Below are 17794 nucleotides of genomic sequence, written 5' to 3'. Positions count from 1 at the left end.
CACTTGGGCTGGGTGGTACCCAACAGATACCAACTGCCGAACTTGAACTTGAAATTAATGTGAACGTGAAACATAGTGATAAAGATTAAGTGAACCCTTGGTAACCACACCAAGGGTAATAAAAAAGCCCCCTAAAAAGGGAGCTCAGAAAATGCTAACTCGAACTTGAATATGCGAAGGCGAAACTCCCAAACACCGCCTAAGCGACAGAAGCGAAGTAAAAATGTGTGACGAGGGCAAACGCTGGCGACCAACCACCAACCAAAGAGACGAAGACGAAATAATGACTTGTACATAACGAGATAAATTAAAGTGAACCCCTGGTAACCGCACCAAGGAAAGCGGACTCCACGGTTTTGGTAAGGCAGATGCAAGGGCTGCCATAAAAAAATACTACCCGGAGCCTGTGCGGATGAATGGGAGGGGAGGGTGGAGATTTTTTTATGAGCAGGCGTAGCGAACCCTTGCTGCTCCCGAACCAACCAACCGTATTTTTGCTTTGGCTTGGTGTGGTTAATGCCAAAGATTAGCAGATAATCCTGTTGTCACACGCATTTAATTTTTATCTTTCCAGTGTTAACAGAATTTCCTTTTTATGATGATCCATAACTGGTCTCAATTACGCCCTCTTTCCAAACTAGATCAATTGGCAGAAGTAATTATTAAAACTGCCTTCTTATTATCAGACAATCATCATGTAATCACCACATATGCCGAACATAAGGGAGCTAATTTCAGGGTTAAAAACAGAGTAGGGGAGCAAGAGTTTGATGTTCTGTGTCGCCAGATTAATATTGACAAAACAACATACACCTATATTTCTAAATCACATCTCGAACAAGGAATCAGAGATGATTTATATATCGGTCTGGTAATTTTTATTGATGGACAGAAGCCATACAAATACCTAATACCTTCAACAATCTGGAAAACTCCTAATATGCTTTTTACAGATACCGCATTGAAGCATTCTGAATACGGAATCAACATCAACAAAAAGACCTTTCCGGAACTGGCTAAATATGCTTTTGAGGAACAACTAACTAGCTTATAGAAGAATTCCTTGCGTGAGTGATAGCAGTGGAAAGCCCACAGTTTGGGCAGGAAAAGCGACTGGACGAGGACTTAGAACGGATTACTCGTACCCGCAAGGCATGCGCAAAGCCCCTCGTGAGACCTCTTCGAGGGTTGCACGACCCTAAATAAGGTGGATTTGAGCCATAGCATTTAGGGGCACGCCCAAAACCTTCATCTTTCACAGATATAAATCCCATAAAAGAATCACCAAAGCCATAGATCTAAATTTGGAATAAGTTATAGCGGAATAAGGAGGGGAAATCACCATACCTTTACATTATGTTAAATAGAAAGAAGGAAGAATAGAGCCGGTAGGCCGTTATGCTCTGGTTGAAAACCGCCATGAGCGTTGGGTAAGGCAAAACAGCGGGGTGAGCGGAGGAATGTGTGTAGGAAGCATTTGTTTTGCCTAGATCTTTTGAATACTTTTTGGATCAATGCCAAAAGTATTTGCCTGTGCGGCACCAGCACAACTCACGCCATACTGCCGTAGGCTTCATAAACACTTTTGGTGAGTTCTTTAAGAGCGTTGGCTGGCATGTGTTTTGACGAGCGAAATCCAATGCCACGAGAATTCAATATTTGAAACCATTCCAGATAATTCTACGGATATTAAAATTTAAACGAACTCTCGCTCGGCAAATCTCTTGCCTTGGGTAAGCCAAAAAGAGCGTGGGGAAAAAACTTAATCTTTAATAGGTGCGTCAGGATTGTGCGGATGGTTGGTGGCCCAGCTGCACGGCCTGCGCGGCTATTTAATATAACGTCAAATTATATAACAGACAAATTAAAGTCGTCGAAGACACCATTTTTCTTTGCTTATTGCCAATTATGGAAACGGCTGCGCTATTTATACATAATATCATTATATAACATGCGTGGGTTAAAAAAGCGGTGTTTGTTATATAATTTATATTATGTTAAATAGGGTTTTGTAAAACCCCCATGGTCTAAGTGACATACTATATGCGCTTTGAGGTTCGCTCATCTCATAAATCCCCCATCTCTTTTGTCTGGTGTACAAAATCAACTCCCTCTCTAAAATGCTTGTGTAGCGGATAAGCCTATGGTGTGAAAGTTTGTGGTAAAAAAAGCCGCCCTATTTATGGACGGCCTTTTTATCAGCTATGTTCTTTGCTAAATATCATATCCTGGGTCTGGACGTTCTGCTTGTAATTTGATAAAAGATTCGTCTTCAAGCTCTATTGTAAGATTGACTACTGAGTAAAAGTTTGTAACACTTCCTTTCAATTCACCATTGCTAAACGTTCTGGTTAGGTTTACTATATTAGTGTTACCTGCATACGCTGCTTCAATGTTTTCTCCAGACATGGGTTCTTCTACATTTTCTCTAAGGTATATCTTCATATCCAGATGGTTTTTGTCACGCTGGGTGAAAATGATCCTGGCATTCTCATAAATATCCTCAACTTCCCCGTTTTCAGTTTCAAGCCTGACAATGCTATACGTGCCTGCTACTTTCTCAGCTATTTCAGGCTCTGGCTCAACTTCCTCTACTTTGCAACTTGTCATAAGTGCAAGCGCCATAAAAAATGTAAATATAAAGTAAGGTTTCTGCATTTGATATTGTATTTTTTATGGCAAAGGTATGTCTTTTTCTATTAAAACTGCATATTTTTAAGTTAAATACTTTTTAAATTGCTGATTTTAAATATTTTACTTATGTTATTTTGTCTTTATTGTTGTGTATACATCTTTTTGAATAGTGTCTATGTCTAGCGATCTGTTGTTTTAATGTGTAGGTGTAAAGAAGGGATTCTTTGGAGGAATCTATAACTATTTTTTGAAATGCCCCTCTCCTTTTGCTGTTGGTTTGTTTATAGTTGAGAGGAAACTTCTTTGGAAAGTTTTGCTTTAGGCTGATGGTCGATATTTGGCTGGACGATCAAATGCAGAAAATCTAGATCTAATGCCATCAGGTGAGCGAGTTTTTTACTGCGATACATGACACACCCACCATCTATATTGATGGCCGGTTTCATGTTGTCTATTTGTTTTTGAGTACTTAAAACAGTTTGTGGTGTATGTCCATGAATCAACCTACGGTGGTCTATTTTTTCCGGCATTATGGTATTGTCTCTGATATACACCATAGATTTAAGGTCATCAAAAACATTTTCTATTTCGAAGTTTAACCCCGCATGAACAAAAACGAAGTGATCATTTTCATAAAAGTAAGGCCATTGGCTGATCCATTCGAGTAAATGCTCTGGAATGGCTGACTCTTTTTCCAGATTGAGCATTTTGCGCACAAATGGATTTATTTTCGGTTGTCCAATCCGGATAACATCGATAAGCATTTGCTCATGGTTGCCTTTAAGAGGCTTGACATCAATTTTGTTTCGGATTAATTCAAGAACCGTGTTTAAAACCCCTATACTGTCAGGCCCTTTGTTGATCAGGTCTCCAAGAAGATACAAGGTATCCCCTTTTCGAAGGTTCAGTTTTTTAAGCAATGCTAAAAAACTCTTGTTACAACCGTGTATGTCGCTTATTGCAAAGTTTGCCATAACAAAGGCTTAACTCTCAAATGAAATGATAGTTAAAGTCGGTTAAGGAATATTTAAGGTATGGAATTCTTTTATATTATACAAACAAAGCTGAATGAATAAAGGGCGGCTGTGTGCTAGTTACGGGTTATTTGCGATATGGCTTGTCCGTATAATGACCTAAAAGCAAAAATAGATTTTTGTGCTACAGGATATAATTAAACACTTCTCAATTTACTGTACACGGAAGAAATAACCGAAAAACCCTTGCACTTATACCTCATAATAGTTTATGCAAATATTGGCAGGTCAATATTTTGGACGTTTTTCAGCGCATCCTAGTTAACTGGTAGGTGTAGGTTAATCAAAAAAAAGCTTACAGTAGATTGTAAGCCTTTTTTGCAAGTAAACCCTTGCGTAGATGTATCTTTTTTCTGCCTACTTCATTATGCTTTCAGATATCTTTTAAAAAGGCGCGCGCCATAGTTTTTCAAACCTTAACAAAAAAAACTTATGGCAGGAATTAAAGAAACACCTAGACAGAAACTGATTGGTATGATGTACCTTGTGCTAATGGCGCTACTTGCTTTGCAGGTTAGTTCAGCTATTCTTTACAAGTTTCAGTACTTAAATGACAACCTTGATTCTTTTAAGAATGAGCAGTTAGAGCGCAACAGTCTCCGGTTGTCCGAGATTCGAGAAGCAGTTACCCAGCGAGGCAAACGGCCTGAAGAAGTTGAGCTGGCACAAACAGCGCAGGAAGTGTTGGAAAATACACGTGAAGTCCTAGGGTTTACTTCATCGCTCAAAAAGGATCTTGTAGAAATGACTGGTGGCTATGATGAGGAGGGTAACCTGAAAGGTGCCAGCAATGAAACGGATGTGGAAGTGCACATGATTGGGCCAAATAAGAATGGCAAGGGTTATGAGCTTAAAGAGCGGGTGAACAGTTATATCCAATACATAAATGAGAAAACGGACGGTGACTTCCCTCCTCTTGCTCTGGATGGTGCTCAGGACCCTTTATTAAAAAACAACCCTGAACAGCGCAACAAGGACTTTTCACAGTTGAATTTTGGCCAAACTCCGCTGGTGGCAGCTATGGCGGTCATAACGGAACTTGAGTCGCGCGTAGCCAGTGTGGAGTCTTCTGTGCTTACTGGAATTTACGACCAGATAGGGCTTAATGATTTTAAATTTGACAAGCTCTCCCCTATGGTCAGAAGTAGTACCATGTATGTACCGGCAGGCCAGAAATATGAGGCTGACCTTTTTATGACAGCTACCTCTAGCTCCTTAAAACCGGATATGTTTATTGATGACAACACTGTTCCTGTTGACGAAAACGGCATCGGAAAAGTTTCTTTTACTGCCTCTGGTGACAATTTTAACGACAATGGTATTCAAAAGAAAGTATGGACTGGCAAGGTAAAAATGAAAACACCTGCTGGAGAAGACACAGTGTATACCATTAGTGAAGAGTATTATGTAACAAAACCTGTCCTGGATATTAAGAGTGGTGTTGTCAAGTCGCTGTACAAAAACTGTGGAAACAAGTTGAATATTCAGGTTCCGGCACTTGGTAACACATATAACCCTTCCTTTAGTGTTACAGGTGGCAGTGTTATAAAAGGTAATCGAAAGGGTGAAATTACCATAGTTCCTAATGCAGCAACGGTAAAACTGAGGGTAAGCAGCGATGGCTATGATCTGGGCGGTGAAGACTATAAGGTAAAAATGGTTCCGCTTCCAAGGGTAGAAATTTTGGTCAATGGAAAGGCTGTGAACCCTGCCAATGGTATACAGGTTGGCAACTTTAGGAATCTGGCAGTTAAGGTCATTCCGGATCCTTCTTTTGAAGAGGCACTGCCCGATGATGCAAAGTATTATATTTCTGAAGGTAGTGTGATACACTCACGTTCGCGCAGGCCACAGAGCACAGTACCACTTCAGTCAGGTACGGCAAACCTGACAGCCATTGCCAACAATGCTCAAGCCAACGATATGCTGGTAGTGGAAGTCAAGGAGATTAAGAGGATTAACTTCCGTAATGAAGTCGAAACGGTGAAGATGCCTGCCAAAACAGAGGTGATTCCTATTTATTAACACCTAGATCCTGTAAGGTTTAATCTTAAGGTACAAGAGGTAACTCATTATCTCTTGTACTTTGTAAACCCTGATTTTCTAACCTGTATTATGCAATAGAAAAGTTCTAAAGCATATTTCAGGTTAAACTATCGTTGTGTTTGTGAAAGGGTTTCTACCAGTGCTTCAAATTGTTGAAATTGTTCTTTTTTCATCACCCTAGGTGTTTTGCTTTGCCCGCCGGCAGTTTTGTATTTTACATGGTATTGGTAAAAGAAATCTGGCGGGACAATCTCAACAAACACATCTTTTAGGGCTTTTTCCCGTGCGCCTTTGTAGTTTTTGTTAATTTCTTTTAAATAGTGGTCCAGGCTGTTTTTCAGCAACTGATTATCGGCAGGGTCGTTGGATCCTATATACCATTTGTGTGCAAACCCCTCTTGATACTCAATAGCAGACACCAAGAAATCAGCTATTTTTATATCAAAAGTTTCTTGTAAATGATTAATACCGGCATTGAGCTTTTCTATTGAAAGCTGGGAGCCTGCCACATTTAAAAAGTGTTTGGTCCGTCCTGTTATAATTATTTCGTGCCTGGCTTTATTCGTAAACCTAATCGTGTCACCAATAAGGTACCTCCATGCCCCACTGCAAGTAGATATGACGATAGCGTAATCGCAGTTTTCTTCAACCTCTTCCAGAAGATGAATTTCAGGATTTGGTTTAATTTTTCCTTCGCTGTCAAAGTTATGCTCCGTAAAAGGCACAAACTCATAATAGATACCTGCATCAAGGTTTAGTTTCATGGCATTTGTATCAGGCCTGCACTGAAAGGCCAAGTAGCCCTCAGAAGCTAAATAGGTATCCGTAACATGTACCGGTTTGCCAAACAGTTTATCAAAATTTTTGCGGTAAGGTTCGAAAGCTACCCCGCCAGATGCATAAACTTGAAGGTTTGGCCAGATATCATGGATGGTTTCAAGTCCATAGTAATCTATGATACGCTGCATCATGACCTGGTACCAAGCAGGTATGCCAGCCATAGCGCCTATGTCCCATTCGGGTGCTTTTTTGATGATGGCGTCTACTTTTTCTTCCCAGTTACTTATGCCAGCTATGTCATTTCCTGGTTTATAGTAATTGTTAAACCATTCAGGTATGTTATAAGCACTAATGCCGCTGATTTCTCCTTCTTTATAAACTCCTTTGTCTGATAAAGAAGTGCTGCTACCCACAAGCAAGATGTCTTTTTCATAAAAGTCTACCGGTAAATTATAATGGGTTAAAGACAAGATTTGCTGTAGACTGGTTTTTTGGATAGACTTCAGCATGTCTTGTGTTACAGGGATTCTCTTGCTTTTGTTACCGGTGGTTCCTGAACTTAACGCAAAGAATTGAACCCTGCCGGGCCAGCATATGTCCTTCTCCCCTTCCAAAGAGCGGCACCACCATCTTTGAGAGATTGTTTCATAGTCGTGAATAGGTACTTTTTGGACAAAATCAGATTTAATATTTGGGCTTTTTAGCAAGTTTTCAAAGCCATAAAACTTCCCAAATGAGGTATCGCTTGCTTTTTTAAGGAGACTCCTTAACTGTTTTGTTTGTTCCTCCCCTGCATGCTCTGTTTCGGGTATTATATATTGCTGCAAGTGAATAGCAGCTTTTATTAAAGTTCCTGCAATTGCCATAATCGTCACAATCCTTTCTCTATAAAAATAACATCATTCCGCTTGCGATGTTTGGGCAAAATCATTTTTGAAATGCGCAATATAGTTTTCTGTAATACTTCTTCAAATAAGGACTATCGTTTTAGGGTAAAGGAAGGTTGAGAATATTGAGCGTTAGCTCCGTTCTTTAGTGTTTGTTTATTTCTTATGCTTTTGTTTTTTTGTTCTATTTATTTAAATATCTATTAATATTCAAATAAATGCCATAATTTAAAGTGGCTTAACTTATATAAAAGTGAAAACATACAAAGATTTAATTATTTTACTACTTATGAGTCTATTTATAGGACTTGTAGGGTGTCGAAAAAATGATCCTTAGCCGAAAGATGAGGAAGGTCCAGGAGAAGAAGTGCAACAATCTGACCAGTCTGGCTCTGTGGCAATAGACATGGCATTGGAAGATGTGAATGATATTATCAGTAATAAAATTGGTAATGGCCATGTGCATCAAAGCAACCAAAGAGTTAGTAATTATAATCTTCCTTGTGGTGTAGTATCTTTGGACTCTACCGAGCATTCTATTGACTATCAAATTTATACCATTAAGTATGGAGATCAGACACCTTGCGGATATAGCAGGAAAAGTGGAACGGTTTTGTTTAACCTTGTCCATGGAGCCAGGTATAATGAAGTGGGGGCTCGTTTTACCATTGAGTTTAAAAAATACAAAGTTGAAGTGCTGGCTACTGGAGATATAGTAGAAGTAAATGGTGTGCTGCATGTGACCAATTATACAGGGGGGTATATTTGGGAAGCTGTGACAAGTAGCAAAACTATAGAACATAAAATTCGTGGAACTCTACAGGTTCTGTACCTTAATGGTAAGGAAAGGACTAGGAATCTTTTTCAATCCAGAACATGGGCGTCAAGCAATGGGTGGAGCGGCTTAAATTTTATGCTAGCTGGCGATACCATCATTAGTGGAAAAAAGATAGTGGAGACAGGCCGCACCTATGAAGGGAACCATCAATATCAAACAGAAGCTTTAACGCCTCTTCAGTGGTTCAATTGTGGGAGCGGCTTTGCTGGGCCTTATAGACTTCAAAAAGGTGAATTTCGCATGCACCTAGAATTGCCTGCTGTAGACCCTTCTTGTTTTAATGTAGAAGCGGGTTATAAATGGGATATTGAGAATGTAGGGGTTGACCCGGTTAAGGTGAATGACTGTAACGCAAACGCCTATAAAATATCCATTAAGCTAGGAGAGCTTAGTATGACTGAATACCAGTTGTATTAATTCCTGACTTCGACACTGGGACACCCAAAGCTAAAAATTGAACATTTTTGCTAATTTTCTCTGATTTTCGTTTAGCAGTAATGTTTTTCTGTATTTTTTATCAGCTGATTTGAGCTGAACTTCTATTGTATATATTCCTTTTGCGATTTCAATAGCTTTCTGAGGCGAAAGTTTGGGTGCTTTTTCATTTAGTTATCTTTCAAGTTCTTTGTATACTTTGTATGCAACAAAAGCAATGCATATATGAGCTTCTATCCTAACTTTATTAGCTTTTGGATTTTATCAGAATCTGCACTACTGCCTAAAGTTTTTAAAACTTTATATTTCCCTTGGCTCTTATCAATAACTTGAATACTAACCTTACCGCTTCTGTAGGGTTTTTTTCGGACAAACTTGCCCTAAAAATAAGAAGAAAACACCTCTGGGACACCCACCTAACATTAATAAAAATTTCAACTAGCAGAATAACAAGTAGTTGCCAAAAACAAGAATTAAAAAGTGTCGAAGTCAGGATATCCATTAAGCTAGGAGAGCTTAGTATGACTGAATACCAGTTGTATTAAGGGTCTATATGATTTACTGTGGAAAGGTGATATAATGTAGTTATTTTTACAAAATGAACAGTATCGAAATATTTCAATTGGCTTTGCAGTTAACAAAGCCTTGGTCGGTAACCGATGTTAGGTTTCAGGAAGCATCCAATGGTAAACAAGAACTTCATATAACCATTAGCTTTGAGCGTGGTTTCGTATTTGAACCAGAAAGTAAAGTTCATGATACTCAATATAGGACTTGGCGTCACCTCAATTTTTTTGAACATGAATGTTATCTTCATTGCAAAGTCCCTCGAATCAAAACAACGGATGGAAAGGTAAAAACCGTGGAAGTGCCGTGGGCTAGAAAAGGAAGTGGTTTTACTTTGTTGTTTGAGGCTTTTAGCATGGCTTTGATTGAGCGAGAGATGCCCGTGAACAAAGCAGCTGATTTAGTGAATGAGTACCCACAGCGCATATGGAATATATTTAACTACTGGATACAAATTGCCTATCGGGCAGATGATCAAAGCTCGGTGACCCAATTGGGTATTGATGAGACTTCTGTAAGAAAAGGACATGATTATGTGACCGTAGCAGCAGATTTGGCTACTCGCCGTGTGATTCATGTTACTCCAGGCAAGGATCGGCACACTATCGGAAGAATTAAAGACCATTTAAAAGCAAAGGGTGTTGAACATCTGTCAATTACCGACGCATGCATTGATATGTCTACAGGTTTTATCGCAGGCATGCTCGAACATTTTCCTAACACCTCGGTAACATTTGATAAATTTCATGTAGTCAAACTGCTTAATGAAGCTATGGACGATGTACGTAAGCGAGAAGTCCGAGAACACTCAATACTTAAAGGACACAAATACACGCTATTAAAGTCCACACACAAACTTAGCGCTAAACAGAAGCAGGACCGGCAGGTACTTATTGAACTGTTACCAACTATTGGGAAGGCTTATCGGTTAAAGACCTTATTTCAGAGCTTTTGGGAGTTTAAAACAAAAGAAGAGGGCTCTGCTTTCTTGGCTTACTGGTGTGACCTTGTTGAAGAGGAAGGCTTGTATGCCTTCAAGAAGTTTGTAAACACAATAAAGTCCCACTGGCAAGGAATTACCAATTATGTCGAGTCCCAGATTGCCAATGGTGTCATGGAAGGGATTAACAGCAAAATACAACTAGCTAAAAGAAGAGCTCGTGGATATCGGAATATTACAAATTTTATCAACATGATTTACTTTATTTCCTCTAAATTGAAATTCAATTACCCACAGTATTCCACATAGGGCCTGTATTAATTAGTTAAAAGTTACCAGTCCCCGCACTTTTTTGTGGGGGCTGGTTGTATTATTGATCAGAACCCTTTAGCAATTGCCCACTAATTCTTAGAAGCTCTATTTCTGACAGTTTTGCAGAGTATAAAGCATTTGAGATGGCGAACTTACTACGGATTAGGTTAAGTTGGGCTTCTCTAAATTGGGTGTTGCTAATTCGGCCAAGGTTGTAAAGTTCTTGGTTTCTCTTGAAGTTGGCTTCTGCAGCGTTCAAATTTTCCCTTTCTGTTTGCAGTACAGTTAAAGCTGTCTGGTAATTGTCCCAAGTATTTCGGAAGTCTCTTTTGGTATCCAGCAGTTCTTGTTTAATGAGCATTTCACTGGTCTGGAGGTTGAGCTTGGCATTTTGCTCTTGAATTCTTCTTCTGTTACCGTCAAAAATATTATATGTCATGGTAACCCCTGCATTAAGTCCCAAGGCTTGTATAAACAACGGTACCCCTGCTTGATTGTCTGTTCGCATATACCCGTACCCGGCATTGAGCGATAGTGTTGGAAAGTATGCAGCCTGTGCAATTTTTTGGTCCAGTCTTGCAATCGCTTGATTTTGCCTTGCAGCTATAACATCTGCATTTTGTTCCATGGCTTGTGAAAGTAAGTGCTCATAAGACAAGTCTTCATGGAAAGTTACATTGGTTTTGATAACGAAATCAGTATCTATTTCTCGGGAAAGCAACGAGTTTATGTCCCTTTTAGCGTTTTCTATTTCTGTCTTTAGGGTAATCAGTGCTACAGTATCTTGGTTGAGGTCTACCCTTGCATTCAACACTTCAGAGGAAACCGCTCTACCATATTCGCTTCTGGTGGCTTGTCTTTGGTACCTTTCCCTTGATATTTCCAAGGCTTCTACTGCCGTGTGGTAGTTCTCTTGTAAAAGGGCTAAATTATAAAAAGCATTGCTGACTTGAACAATGGTATTTTCTAAAGTCATTCGTGCTTCAGTTTCGGATAAGCCATGTTGGGTTTTAAGGCTTTGAAAAGTATATACATTTCCAAGACCATCAAAAAGCACGTAGTTAAGTCCAACTTGCCCCTGAATGGTGGTAGAAACTGCAGAAGGAGCTTCAATGACAGGGTTTTCTGGGGTAATTAAAACCCTGGTGTCCCTGTTGCTGTAACTGGCGTTTCCGTCTGCGCCCAACACCGGAAGCAGGCCAGCCATACCCGGAGCAGCCATGTTTTGCCTTACATGTACATTGTTCTTGGCTACCCTTACCTCATAATTATCTCTTAAAGCCATAGAAATGGCCTGTTCTATCGTAAGGGTATCTTGCGCACTGACTGTCCAACTTGCCAGCACAAGCATGATTATATAATAAGGTTTTGGAATATACTTTTTCATTATTCTAATACTTGCAATTCTTTTACTGCTGGTTCTACTTCCTCTGAACTAGGCTTTTTGCCTTCCCACAACCATTTGATATACACCCGTAGATTGTTGAAGAATACTAGGAATACTGGTAACAAAATCAACATTAACACGGTAGAAATGACCAAACCATAGGCAATAGAAATCCCCATTGGGATTAGGAATTGCGCTTGTAAGCTTTTCTCAATAATAAGTGGGCCAAGACCTGCAATAGTGGTGATGGAGGTCAATAGTATTGGTCTAAACCTTGATACGCTTCCTTCATAAACGGCAGTTCGAAAACCCATTCCTTCTTTAAGGTTATTATTGACCGTGTTGATCAGTACCAGTGAGTCATTTACCAATACACCAATTAGTGCTATGATACCATAGGCTGAAAGAGAGCTGATCGGTGCGTCGTGGATAAAATGGCCCCACCCTACTCCTATGATCGCATATGGTATGGTAATGACCACAATAGCTGCTTGAAGGTAAGACCTAAAAGTAACAGCTATCAACGCAATCATAATTAAAAGAATGGGTAAGCCTGCCTTGGCAATTGATTTGCTCATTTTGGCTGTTTCACGGCTTTGCCCTTCAAAAGAAGCCTTTACGTCAGGGTATCTGGCAAGGATTGCTGGTACCACAACATTTTGAATTTCCAAAATAATATCTGATACTGCCGCATTAGGGTCTGCCACATCTGCTTCTAGTTTTATCTCTCTGAACCCATCCAAGTGATTGATGGCTGTAACGCCCCTTTCTATAGAAAACTCTGCAATTTCTTCTAGCGGGTACTCTTTGCCATCTGGCAACCTGATACGCATCTGTGCCAGGTCGTCGAGTGATTTCCGCTCTTGTTCTTTGTACCTGACCCAAATCCTTACTTCATCTTTGCCTCTTTGCAAACGCTGGACTTCACTGCCAAAAAATCCCTGTCTCACCTGTCCAATGACATCTTGCAGTTGGAGGCCAAGTAGGTACGCTTTAGGTTTTAAGGTCAAAGATATTTCTTTTAGACCTGGTTGGTCATTGTCTACAATATCTCTGAGCGAGGTCATAGATTGCAGTTCCGCTTTAAGCTCTTCTTTGGCACTGTTGAGTTGTTTTTTGTCATAGCCGAGCAGCGCTACAGACACTGGTTTTCCCCATGGGGAGTCAGTACCGTAGGAAAGCTTTTCGGCTCCTGGTATAGGGCCAGCTTCTTCTCTTATGGCATTAGAAATGACATAGTCCCGGGTGCCTCTTGTTTCACCGTCTAGCATGATTATGTTCAGACTTCCTTCATGGCTGGAGGTGCTGAGTACTTTTTCTATGGCAAGAATAACGTCTTTGTTGTCCTCCCGCTCTTTCTTCAACTGCTCATTAACCCGCCATGTGGCCTCTTCAATGTGGGTTAGCCAATGTTCCGTTACACTTTCACGGGTTCCTGCCGGAAGGGAAAGCGAAACGGTAATCTTGTCCCTTTCAATACTAGGGAAAAATGTACTTCTGATAATGCTTCCTTTTATGGCTCCAAAAGTGACAAGCAGCAGTCCAGTGAGTATGCTAAAGACTAGGAACTTGTTGTTTAGGGAAAAGCGAAGCGCTGGTGCATATAAATTGTCTTTCAGGAAGTTCATAAAGTTGGTGAACTGTCGCTGTAGCCAATTAGGTTTGTTTCCTTCCCTTTTTAATGCTTTGGAATGGGCAATATGCGCTGGGAGTATAAAAACAGCTTCAATGAGTGAAATCAACAAAGTCGCAATGACCACAAAAGCCATGTCTGTCATGATCTCCCCCATTCTTCCGTCCATAAAGAAGAACAGTGAAAAGCCGGTAACAGTGGTAAGAATGGCAGCAAAGACAGAGGGCAAAACATCCATAGTGCCATCAACAGCGGCTTGTACGGCACTTTTTCCTTTTTCAAAATGCTGGTAAATATTCTCACTGATTACAATACCATCGTCTACCAATATACCGATGACCAGTATCATTCCGAAAAGAGAAATGACATTGATCGTAATCCCTGCTATGGCTGCCAATATAAACATTCCTGCAAAGGATATAGGAATGCTGATGGCGACCCAAAATGCCAAACGGATATGCAGGAACATAGAAAGTAAAATTAATACCAATAAGAAACCAACAATGCCATTCTCAGATAAAAGGTTAATCCTTTGGTTTAAGTAAAGCGATTGGTCTTGTATAATAGTTGCTTGGACAACAGTATTTTGAGTATTAAAGTCTTCAATGAATTGTTTAACATGACCTGTGATAAACATCACGTCTTCATTCAGGGTGTTGTTGATGGTAATGACTACCGCAGGATTGCCGTTAAGGTAATTTCTTCCTGGGTTATCTTCCCATTTTCCCGTCACCTCTGCTACATCTTGCAGCCTGATCACACTCCCGTCCTGGGTAGTTTTGACGATAATGTTTTTAAACTCCTCTGCGTAGTAACCTTTAGCCCTGGCACGAACGAGAAACTCTTCGCGCATGCCTTTGACTGTTCCTCCTGTTACTTCAATGTTCGATTTGCTGATAACATCAGAAACTTCCTGAAAAGTTAGGTTGAATTTTCTTAGGTCGTTTTCTCTAAAACCAATTTCTATTTCCTCTTGAGGGTAACCTTTGATGTCCACTTTTGAAATGCCCTCTACCCCCATCAGGTCATCTTCAATCCTTTCGGCATAGGTTTTTAGTGTTTTCAGGTCCACATCCCCGCTTAGGGCAAAACTAATGGCAAAGCTTAGGTTTTCAACCTCAAAAATTACCGGAGGCTCCATGCCGGTGGGAAAAGAACTGATTCGGTCTACGGCGTTCTTTACATCTTGTAAAACCTTGTCTGTGTCATAGCCTTTGATTACTTCAACAGATACGATTCCTGAGTTTTCAGAAGAAACAGAAGATACTCTTTCTACCCCTGTTAATCCTTTAAGGTTGTCTTCAATTTTTTGGACAATACCTTCTTCTACTTCTTCTGGAGAAGCTCCTGGAAAGGTAGTTTGTATTTCAATCATTCTTGTTTCCCTTTCAGGAAAGAAAGACTTTTTCAGATTGGTGAAACCTAAATACCCAAATACAAACATCAAAAGCATCAGGGTGTTTCCCAATACGGGATAGCGGATAAAGTGTGCTATTAAACTCCTCACTCTTCACCTCCTTGTGCCATAACTTTCATACCTTCAAATGCACCGGGAATAGATTCGTTCAAAAGCAGTGCGCCAGCAGGCAAGCCTCTTACAATGGCCGAATCTCCTACGAAGCGTACCACCTCTACCGGCGATTTTGTTAAAAGTGAATCTTTTATTAGAAATACCTCTTTGTCGTTTAGGAGAATATTCCGGGGAAGCGCTGTGGCAGAATCTATATTTCCTATGCTAACACCTCCGGATAAAAACATACCTTCCTTTAACCCTTTGCCGCTTACCTGTACAAATATTTTTGCAGATTGGGTATTCTCATCCAATTTGTCGCTGATTCTAGCTACTGTTCCTGTCCATACGCCTTTGATGTCAGATGACTGGAGGTTTACTTTATCTCCAGGTTTGATAAAGTTCAGGTCTTTTAAACTTATTGTAGTACGAAGTTCGAAAACAGAAGGGTCGATATATTCCCCTAGCTTTTGTCCAGAACGTACTAAGGTTCCTGGATCGATAAGCGATTCTGCTACTACACCTGAGAAAGGAGCACTAATATTATACTTTGCCAACCTTTCTTCTTGGCTTTTTACGGTGTAGTAAAGGTTGTAAATGTTTTTAGATGCAACAAAGAATTTTTCTTTTTCAGAAACAGGTTCAGGAAGTGGCGTAAGTGTTTTTTTAACATCCAACTTTCGTAGGTAACGGTCCCATGCTTCAAAACTTTCTGGGTAATCTAGTTTCAAGTCTGGGAGCATATCGGTAATGAGGTTGTGGAGTTCACTTCGCTTGGCGAGGATGTCCTGGTATGCTTCATCGCTGTCAATTTTAATCAAAGTTTCCCCCTTAGAGAAACGGACGCCTTCCTTAAAAGGCCTGCCTGCCGTTTTGTATATGCCGGATACCTCCGCAAAAACTTCCATTCTGTTCTGGGCTACCAGTTTGCCGGTAACGGGTATATAAGCACTTACATTGGATATTGTAGCCGGAAGGACATTTACCACCTGTACTTTGGCCGCAGGAGAAAACCTTTTCCCTTGTTTTTTTTCAGAAAGCTGTCGCATATAAAAATATGAAAGGACAAGTACTGCAACACCTGCTATTATAGAAATCTGCCTGATTTTCATTATATCAAAAAACTGTGGTTTTTATTTATTAAAATTTGGCTCATGAGTTAATTAGGTCAAACCTAGGTTCTCCCTTAACTTTCTCAATACTTTTTTACAAGTTTCCATTTCGTTTTCTGGAATACCTTCTCGCGCTTGAGTTATGGTATCCTGACATACGGGAATCAATTTTTCTTCTAATTTCTTTCCCTTACTGGTCAGGAAAATCAATTTGTTTCTTCTGTCGCAGGTGTCGGCCACCCGCTTCACATACTCATGTTTTTCAAGATGGTCCAGCAGCCTGGTAATGGAAGTCTTATCCTTCTGTAGACTTTTAGCGATTTCCTGCTGCGATTGCCCATCTTTGTCCCAAAGCCGAACCAGTAATATCCAGTGTTCAAAAGAAACCCCCGCCTCTTCTTTAGATAATCTATGGTTCAGCTCTGCTGCCAGCCCTCTGAAGGTTGTCCCGATCAGGAAACCGATAGAGTCATTAAGTTCTAGTTTGGACATTGATAATAGTTGCTCATGAAACGGTTACAAATGTAACTAACGATCGTGAAGGTTAAAAATTTTATGAAAAATGTTTATGTAAGTCATCAGGTTTATGTATAATTAATGTAATGTTTTTGTATATGAATTTATCTTTCGATAAATTCAATCTAATATTATTATATCCTTATTTTTAATTTATTATTTTTTAAAACACAGATCTTATGATTAAAGAAATTGACGTAAAGAATGTGCAGGAAAAGTGGGGCAAAGGTATTGTCAAAATAGGTGAAGCAAAAGACAACAGGCAAGAGTGCGAAAAAGCAGCAAACGGTCTTTTAGATGAACTATATGCCTTTGACTTAGGGGAAGTGTTGTTTAAGCCTACTAAAGTTGAAGAAGTGCAATTTAGGCCAGATAAGGAAAGTGCACTTTCTTATTTTATCGGTGGTAACAAAAAATATTCTGAGGATAAGGGTTTTGCTATTACGCCTTTTACTAATGTCAAGTTTGAGAACAAGCATTTTGTCTTGGAAGAAGATAGGGCTATCGCTATGGGAAATTATTATTTTACCACTACCGATGGAAGTGTAGTTAAGGTTGAGTATACTTTTGGCTACAAACTATATAATGGTGCTTTAAAAATTGACCTCCACCATTCTTCTATACCTTACAGCGAAACATATCAAAATTTATGTGAGGCACAGAAGCAATTAACCCTAAAATTAATAAAAGAAAATAGTTGATGAGAGGCAAACACTTTTGTGTTTGCCCTTCGGATTTTTACAGCCGTCTATTCTTGTGCAAAATTATCCTGGTGACTTTCCCTGAAAAGCAAGAATAACAGCCCTTGCCGGACCTGTTCCGGCATCTGTTGGGAGTTAGCAGAAATGTCATTTCTATCAATATATCGCCACCTTCGGGGCTTATTTAATATTGATTGTACCAACATCCACAGCATACCGCAAACAGATTGCCGCGGCATTACTTTAACGCACCTAGTTCTGTAAACCAAACCTTTAGCCCTTATCTCACTTCTACCTAATGCCTCGCAATGACGATTAATTGTCTTACTGACAGGATATTAATACGCTTAATTTTTTTATGAAATTCCCAATAAATAACCTGTCACCCCGAGGAACGAGGGGTCTGTCAGACGCTGGTACCTGCATGACGTTTTGATGATACCAAATTGCACAGCGTACCGT

Annotated in this window: 12 protein-coding genes; 5 read left to right on the top strand and 7 right to left on the bottom strand. The window is 39.9% G+C overall.

The window, feature by feature from the left end:
* Positions 1-595: 595 nt before the first annotated feature.
* On the top strand, positions 596-1054 hold the full coding sequence (locus RCC89_13400) for a hypothetical protein (protein WMJ74153.1): 459 nt from the start codon (positions 596-598) through the stop codon (positions 1052-1054).
* 1160 nt (positions 1055-2214) lie between these two features.
* On the opposite strand, the gene RCC89_13395 is transcribed toward RCC89_13400, so the two are convergent.
* Positions 2215-2658 (bottom strand): hypothetical protein, encoded by a 444-nt coding sequence (locus RCC89_13395; GenBank protein WMJ74152.1) that lies wholly within the window; start codon positions 2656-2658, stop codon positions 2215-2217.
* Positions 2659-2915: 257 nt separating this feature from the next.
* Complete coding sequence (locus RCC89_13390; GenBank protein WMJ74151.1) at positions 2916-3608, bottom strand: metallophosphoesterase; 693 nt, start codon at positions 3606-3608, stop codon at positions 2916-2918.
* 492 nt (positions 3609-4100) lie between these two features.
* On the opposite strand from RCC89_13390, the gene gldM reads away from it, so the two are divergent.
* The gene (gldM, locus tag RCC89_13385; GenBank protein ID WMJ74150.1) at positions 4101-5693 is read left to right on the top strand and encodes a gliding motility protein GldM; all 1593 of its coding nucleotides are present in this window, start codon (positions 4101-4103) and stop codon (positions 5691-5693) included.
* A 128-nt stretch (positions 5694-5821) separates the two neighbouring features.
* Here the strand turns inward: gldM and RCC89_13380 are convergent, their stop codons facing one another.
* Positions 5822-7360: a GH3 auxin-responsive promoter family protein gene (locus RCC89_13380; protein ID WMJ74149.1), complete on the bottom strand. Its 1539-nt coding sequence runs from the start codon at positions 7358-7360 to the stop codon at positions 5822-5824.
* Between the two features lie 388 nt (positions 7361-7748).
* Here RCC89_13380 and RCC89_13375 point away from each other — a divergent pair, with 388 nt between their 5' ends.
* Both RCC89_13375 and RCC89_13370 read left to right on the top strand, forming a co-directional pair.
* The gene (locus RCC89_13375) at positions 7749-8636 is read left to right on the top strand and encodes a hypothetical protein (protein WMJ74148.1); all 888 of its coding nucleotides are present in this window, start codon (positions 7749-7751) and stop codon (positions 8634-8636) included.
* 616 nt (positions 8637-9252) lie between these two features.
* A complete protein-coding gene (locus RCC89_13370; GenBank protein ID WMJ74147.1) occupies positions 9253-10470 on the top strand; it encodes an ISL3 family transposase in 1218 nt (405 codons plus the stop codon).
* 61 nt (positions 10471-10531) lie between these two features.
* Here RCC89_13370 and RCC89_13365 read toward each other — a convergent pair whose 3' ends face one another.
* Genes RCC89_13365 through RCC89_13350 form a run of 4 tightly spaced genes read right to left on the bottom strand, consistent with a single transcriptional unit; the run spans position 10532 to position 16607 of the window.
* Complete coding sequence (locus tag RCC89_13365) at positions 10532-11860, bottom strand: TolC family protein (protein ID WMJ74146.1); 1329 nt, start codon at positions 11858-11860, stop codon at positions 10532-10534.
* Positions 11860-15000, bottom strand: a complete 3141-nt coding sequence (locus tag RCC89_13360) for an efflux RND transporter permease subunit (protein ID WMJ74145.1) — start codon at positions 14998-15000, stop codon at positions 11860-11862. Before RCC89_13360 ends, RCC89_13365 begins: the two co-directional genes overlap by 1 nt.
* On the bottom strand, positions 14997-16115 hold the full coding sequence (locus RCC89_13355) for an HlyD family efflux transporter periplasmic adaptor subunit (protein WMJ74144.1): 1119 nt from the start codon (positions 16113-16115) through the stop codon (positions 14997-14999). Before RCC89_13355 ends, RCC89_13360 begins: the two co-directional genes overlap by 4 nt.
* A 51-nt stretch (positions 16116-16166) precedes the next feature.
* On the bottom strand, positions 16167-16607 hold the full coding sequence (locus RCC89_13350) for a MarR family transcriptional regulator (GenBank protein WMJ74143.1): 441 nt from the start codon (positions 16605-16607) through the stop codon (positions 16167-16169).
* A gap of 203 nt (positions 16608-16810) precedes the next feature.
* On the opposite strand from RCC89_13350, the gene RCC89_13345 reads away from it, so the two are divergent.
* On the top strand, positions 16811-17332 hold the full coding sequence (locus RCC89_13345) for a phosphoribosyl-AMP cyclohydrolase (protein ID WMJ74142.1): 522 nt from the start codon (positions 16811-16813) through the stop codon (positions 17330-17332).
* Positions 17333-17794: the final 462 nt, after the last annotated feature.

This window comes from Cytophagaceae bacterium ABcell3 (assembly GCA_030913385.1).
Taxonomy (GTDB): domain Bacteria; phylum Bacteroidota; class Bacteroidia; order Cytophagales; family Cytophagaceae; genus ABcell3.
The sequence above is the reverse complement of the archived record's forward strand: the minus strand, read 5'-3'. Positions and strand labels throughout refer to the sequence as shown.

Excerpts from the sequence above, each read along its gene's own strand:
- RCC89_13400 (WMJ74153.1), top strand. The coding sequence starts at position 596 with ATGATGATCCATAACTGGTCTCAATTACGCCCTCTTTCCAAACTAGAT.
- RCC89_13395 (WMJ74152.1), bottom strand. The coding sequence starts at position 2,658 with ATGCAGAAACCTTACTTTATATTTACATTTTTTATGGCGCTTGCACTT.
- RCC89_13390 (WMJ74151.1), bottom strand. The coding sequence starts at position 3,608 with ATGGCAAACTTTGCAATAAGCGACATACACGGTTGTAACAAGAGTTTT.
- gldM (WMJ74150.1), top strand. The coding sequence starts at position 4,101 with ATGGCAGGAATTAAAGAAACACCTAGACAGAAACTGATTGGTATGATG.
- RCC89_13380 (WMJ74149.1), bottom strand. The coding sequence starts at position 7,360 with ATGGCAATTGCAGGAACTTTAATAAAAGCTGCTATTCACTTGCAGCAA.
- RCC89_13370 (WMJ74147.1), top strand. The coding sequence starts at position 9,253 with ATGAACAGTATCGAAATATTTCAATTGGCTTTGCAGTTAACAAAGCCT.
- RCC89_13365 (WMJ74146.1), bottom strand. The coding sequence starts at position 11,860 with ATGAAAAAGTATATTCCAAAACCTTATTATATAATCATGCTTGTGCTG.
- RCC89_13355 (WMJ74144.1), bottom strand. The coding sequence starts at position 16,115 with ATGAAAATCAGGCAGATTTCTATAATAGCAGGTGTTGCAGTACTTGTC.
- RCC89_13350 (WMJ74143.1), bottom strand. The coding sequence starts at position 16,607 with ATGTCCAAACTAGAACTTAATGACTCTATCGGTTTCCTGATCGGGACA.
- RCC89_13345 (WMJ74142.1), top strand. The coding sequence starts at position 16,811 with ATGATTAAAGAAATTGACGTAAAGAATGTGCAGGAAAAGTGGGGCAAA.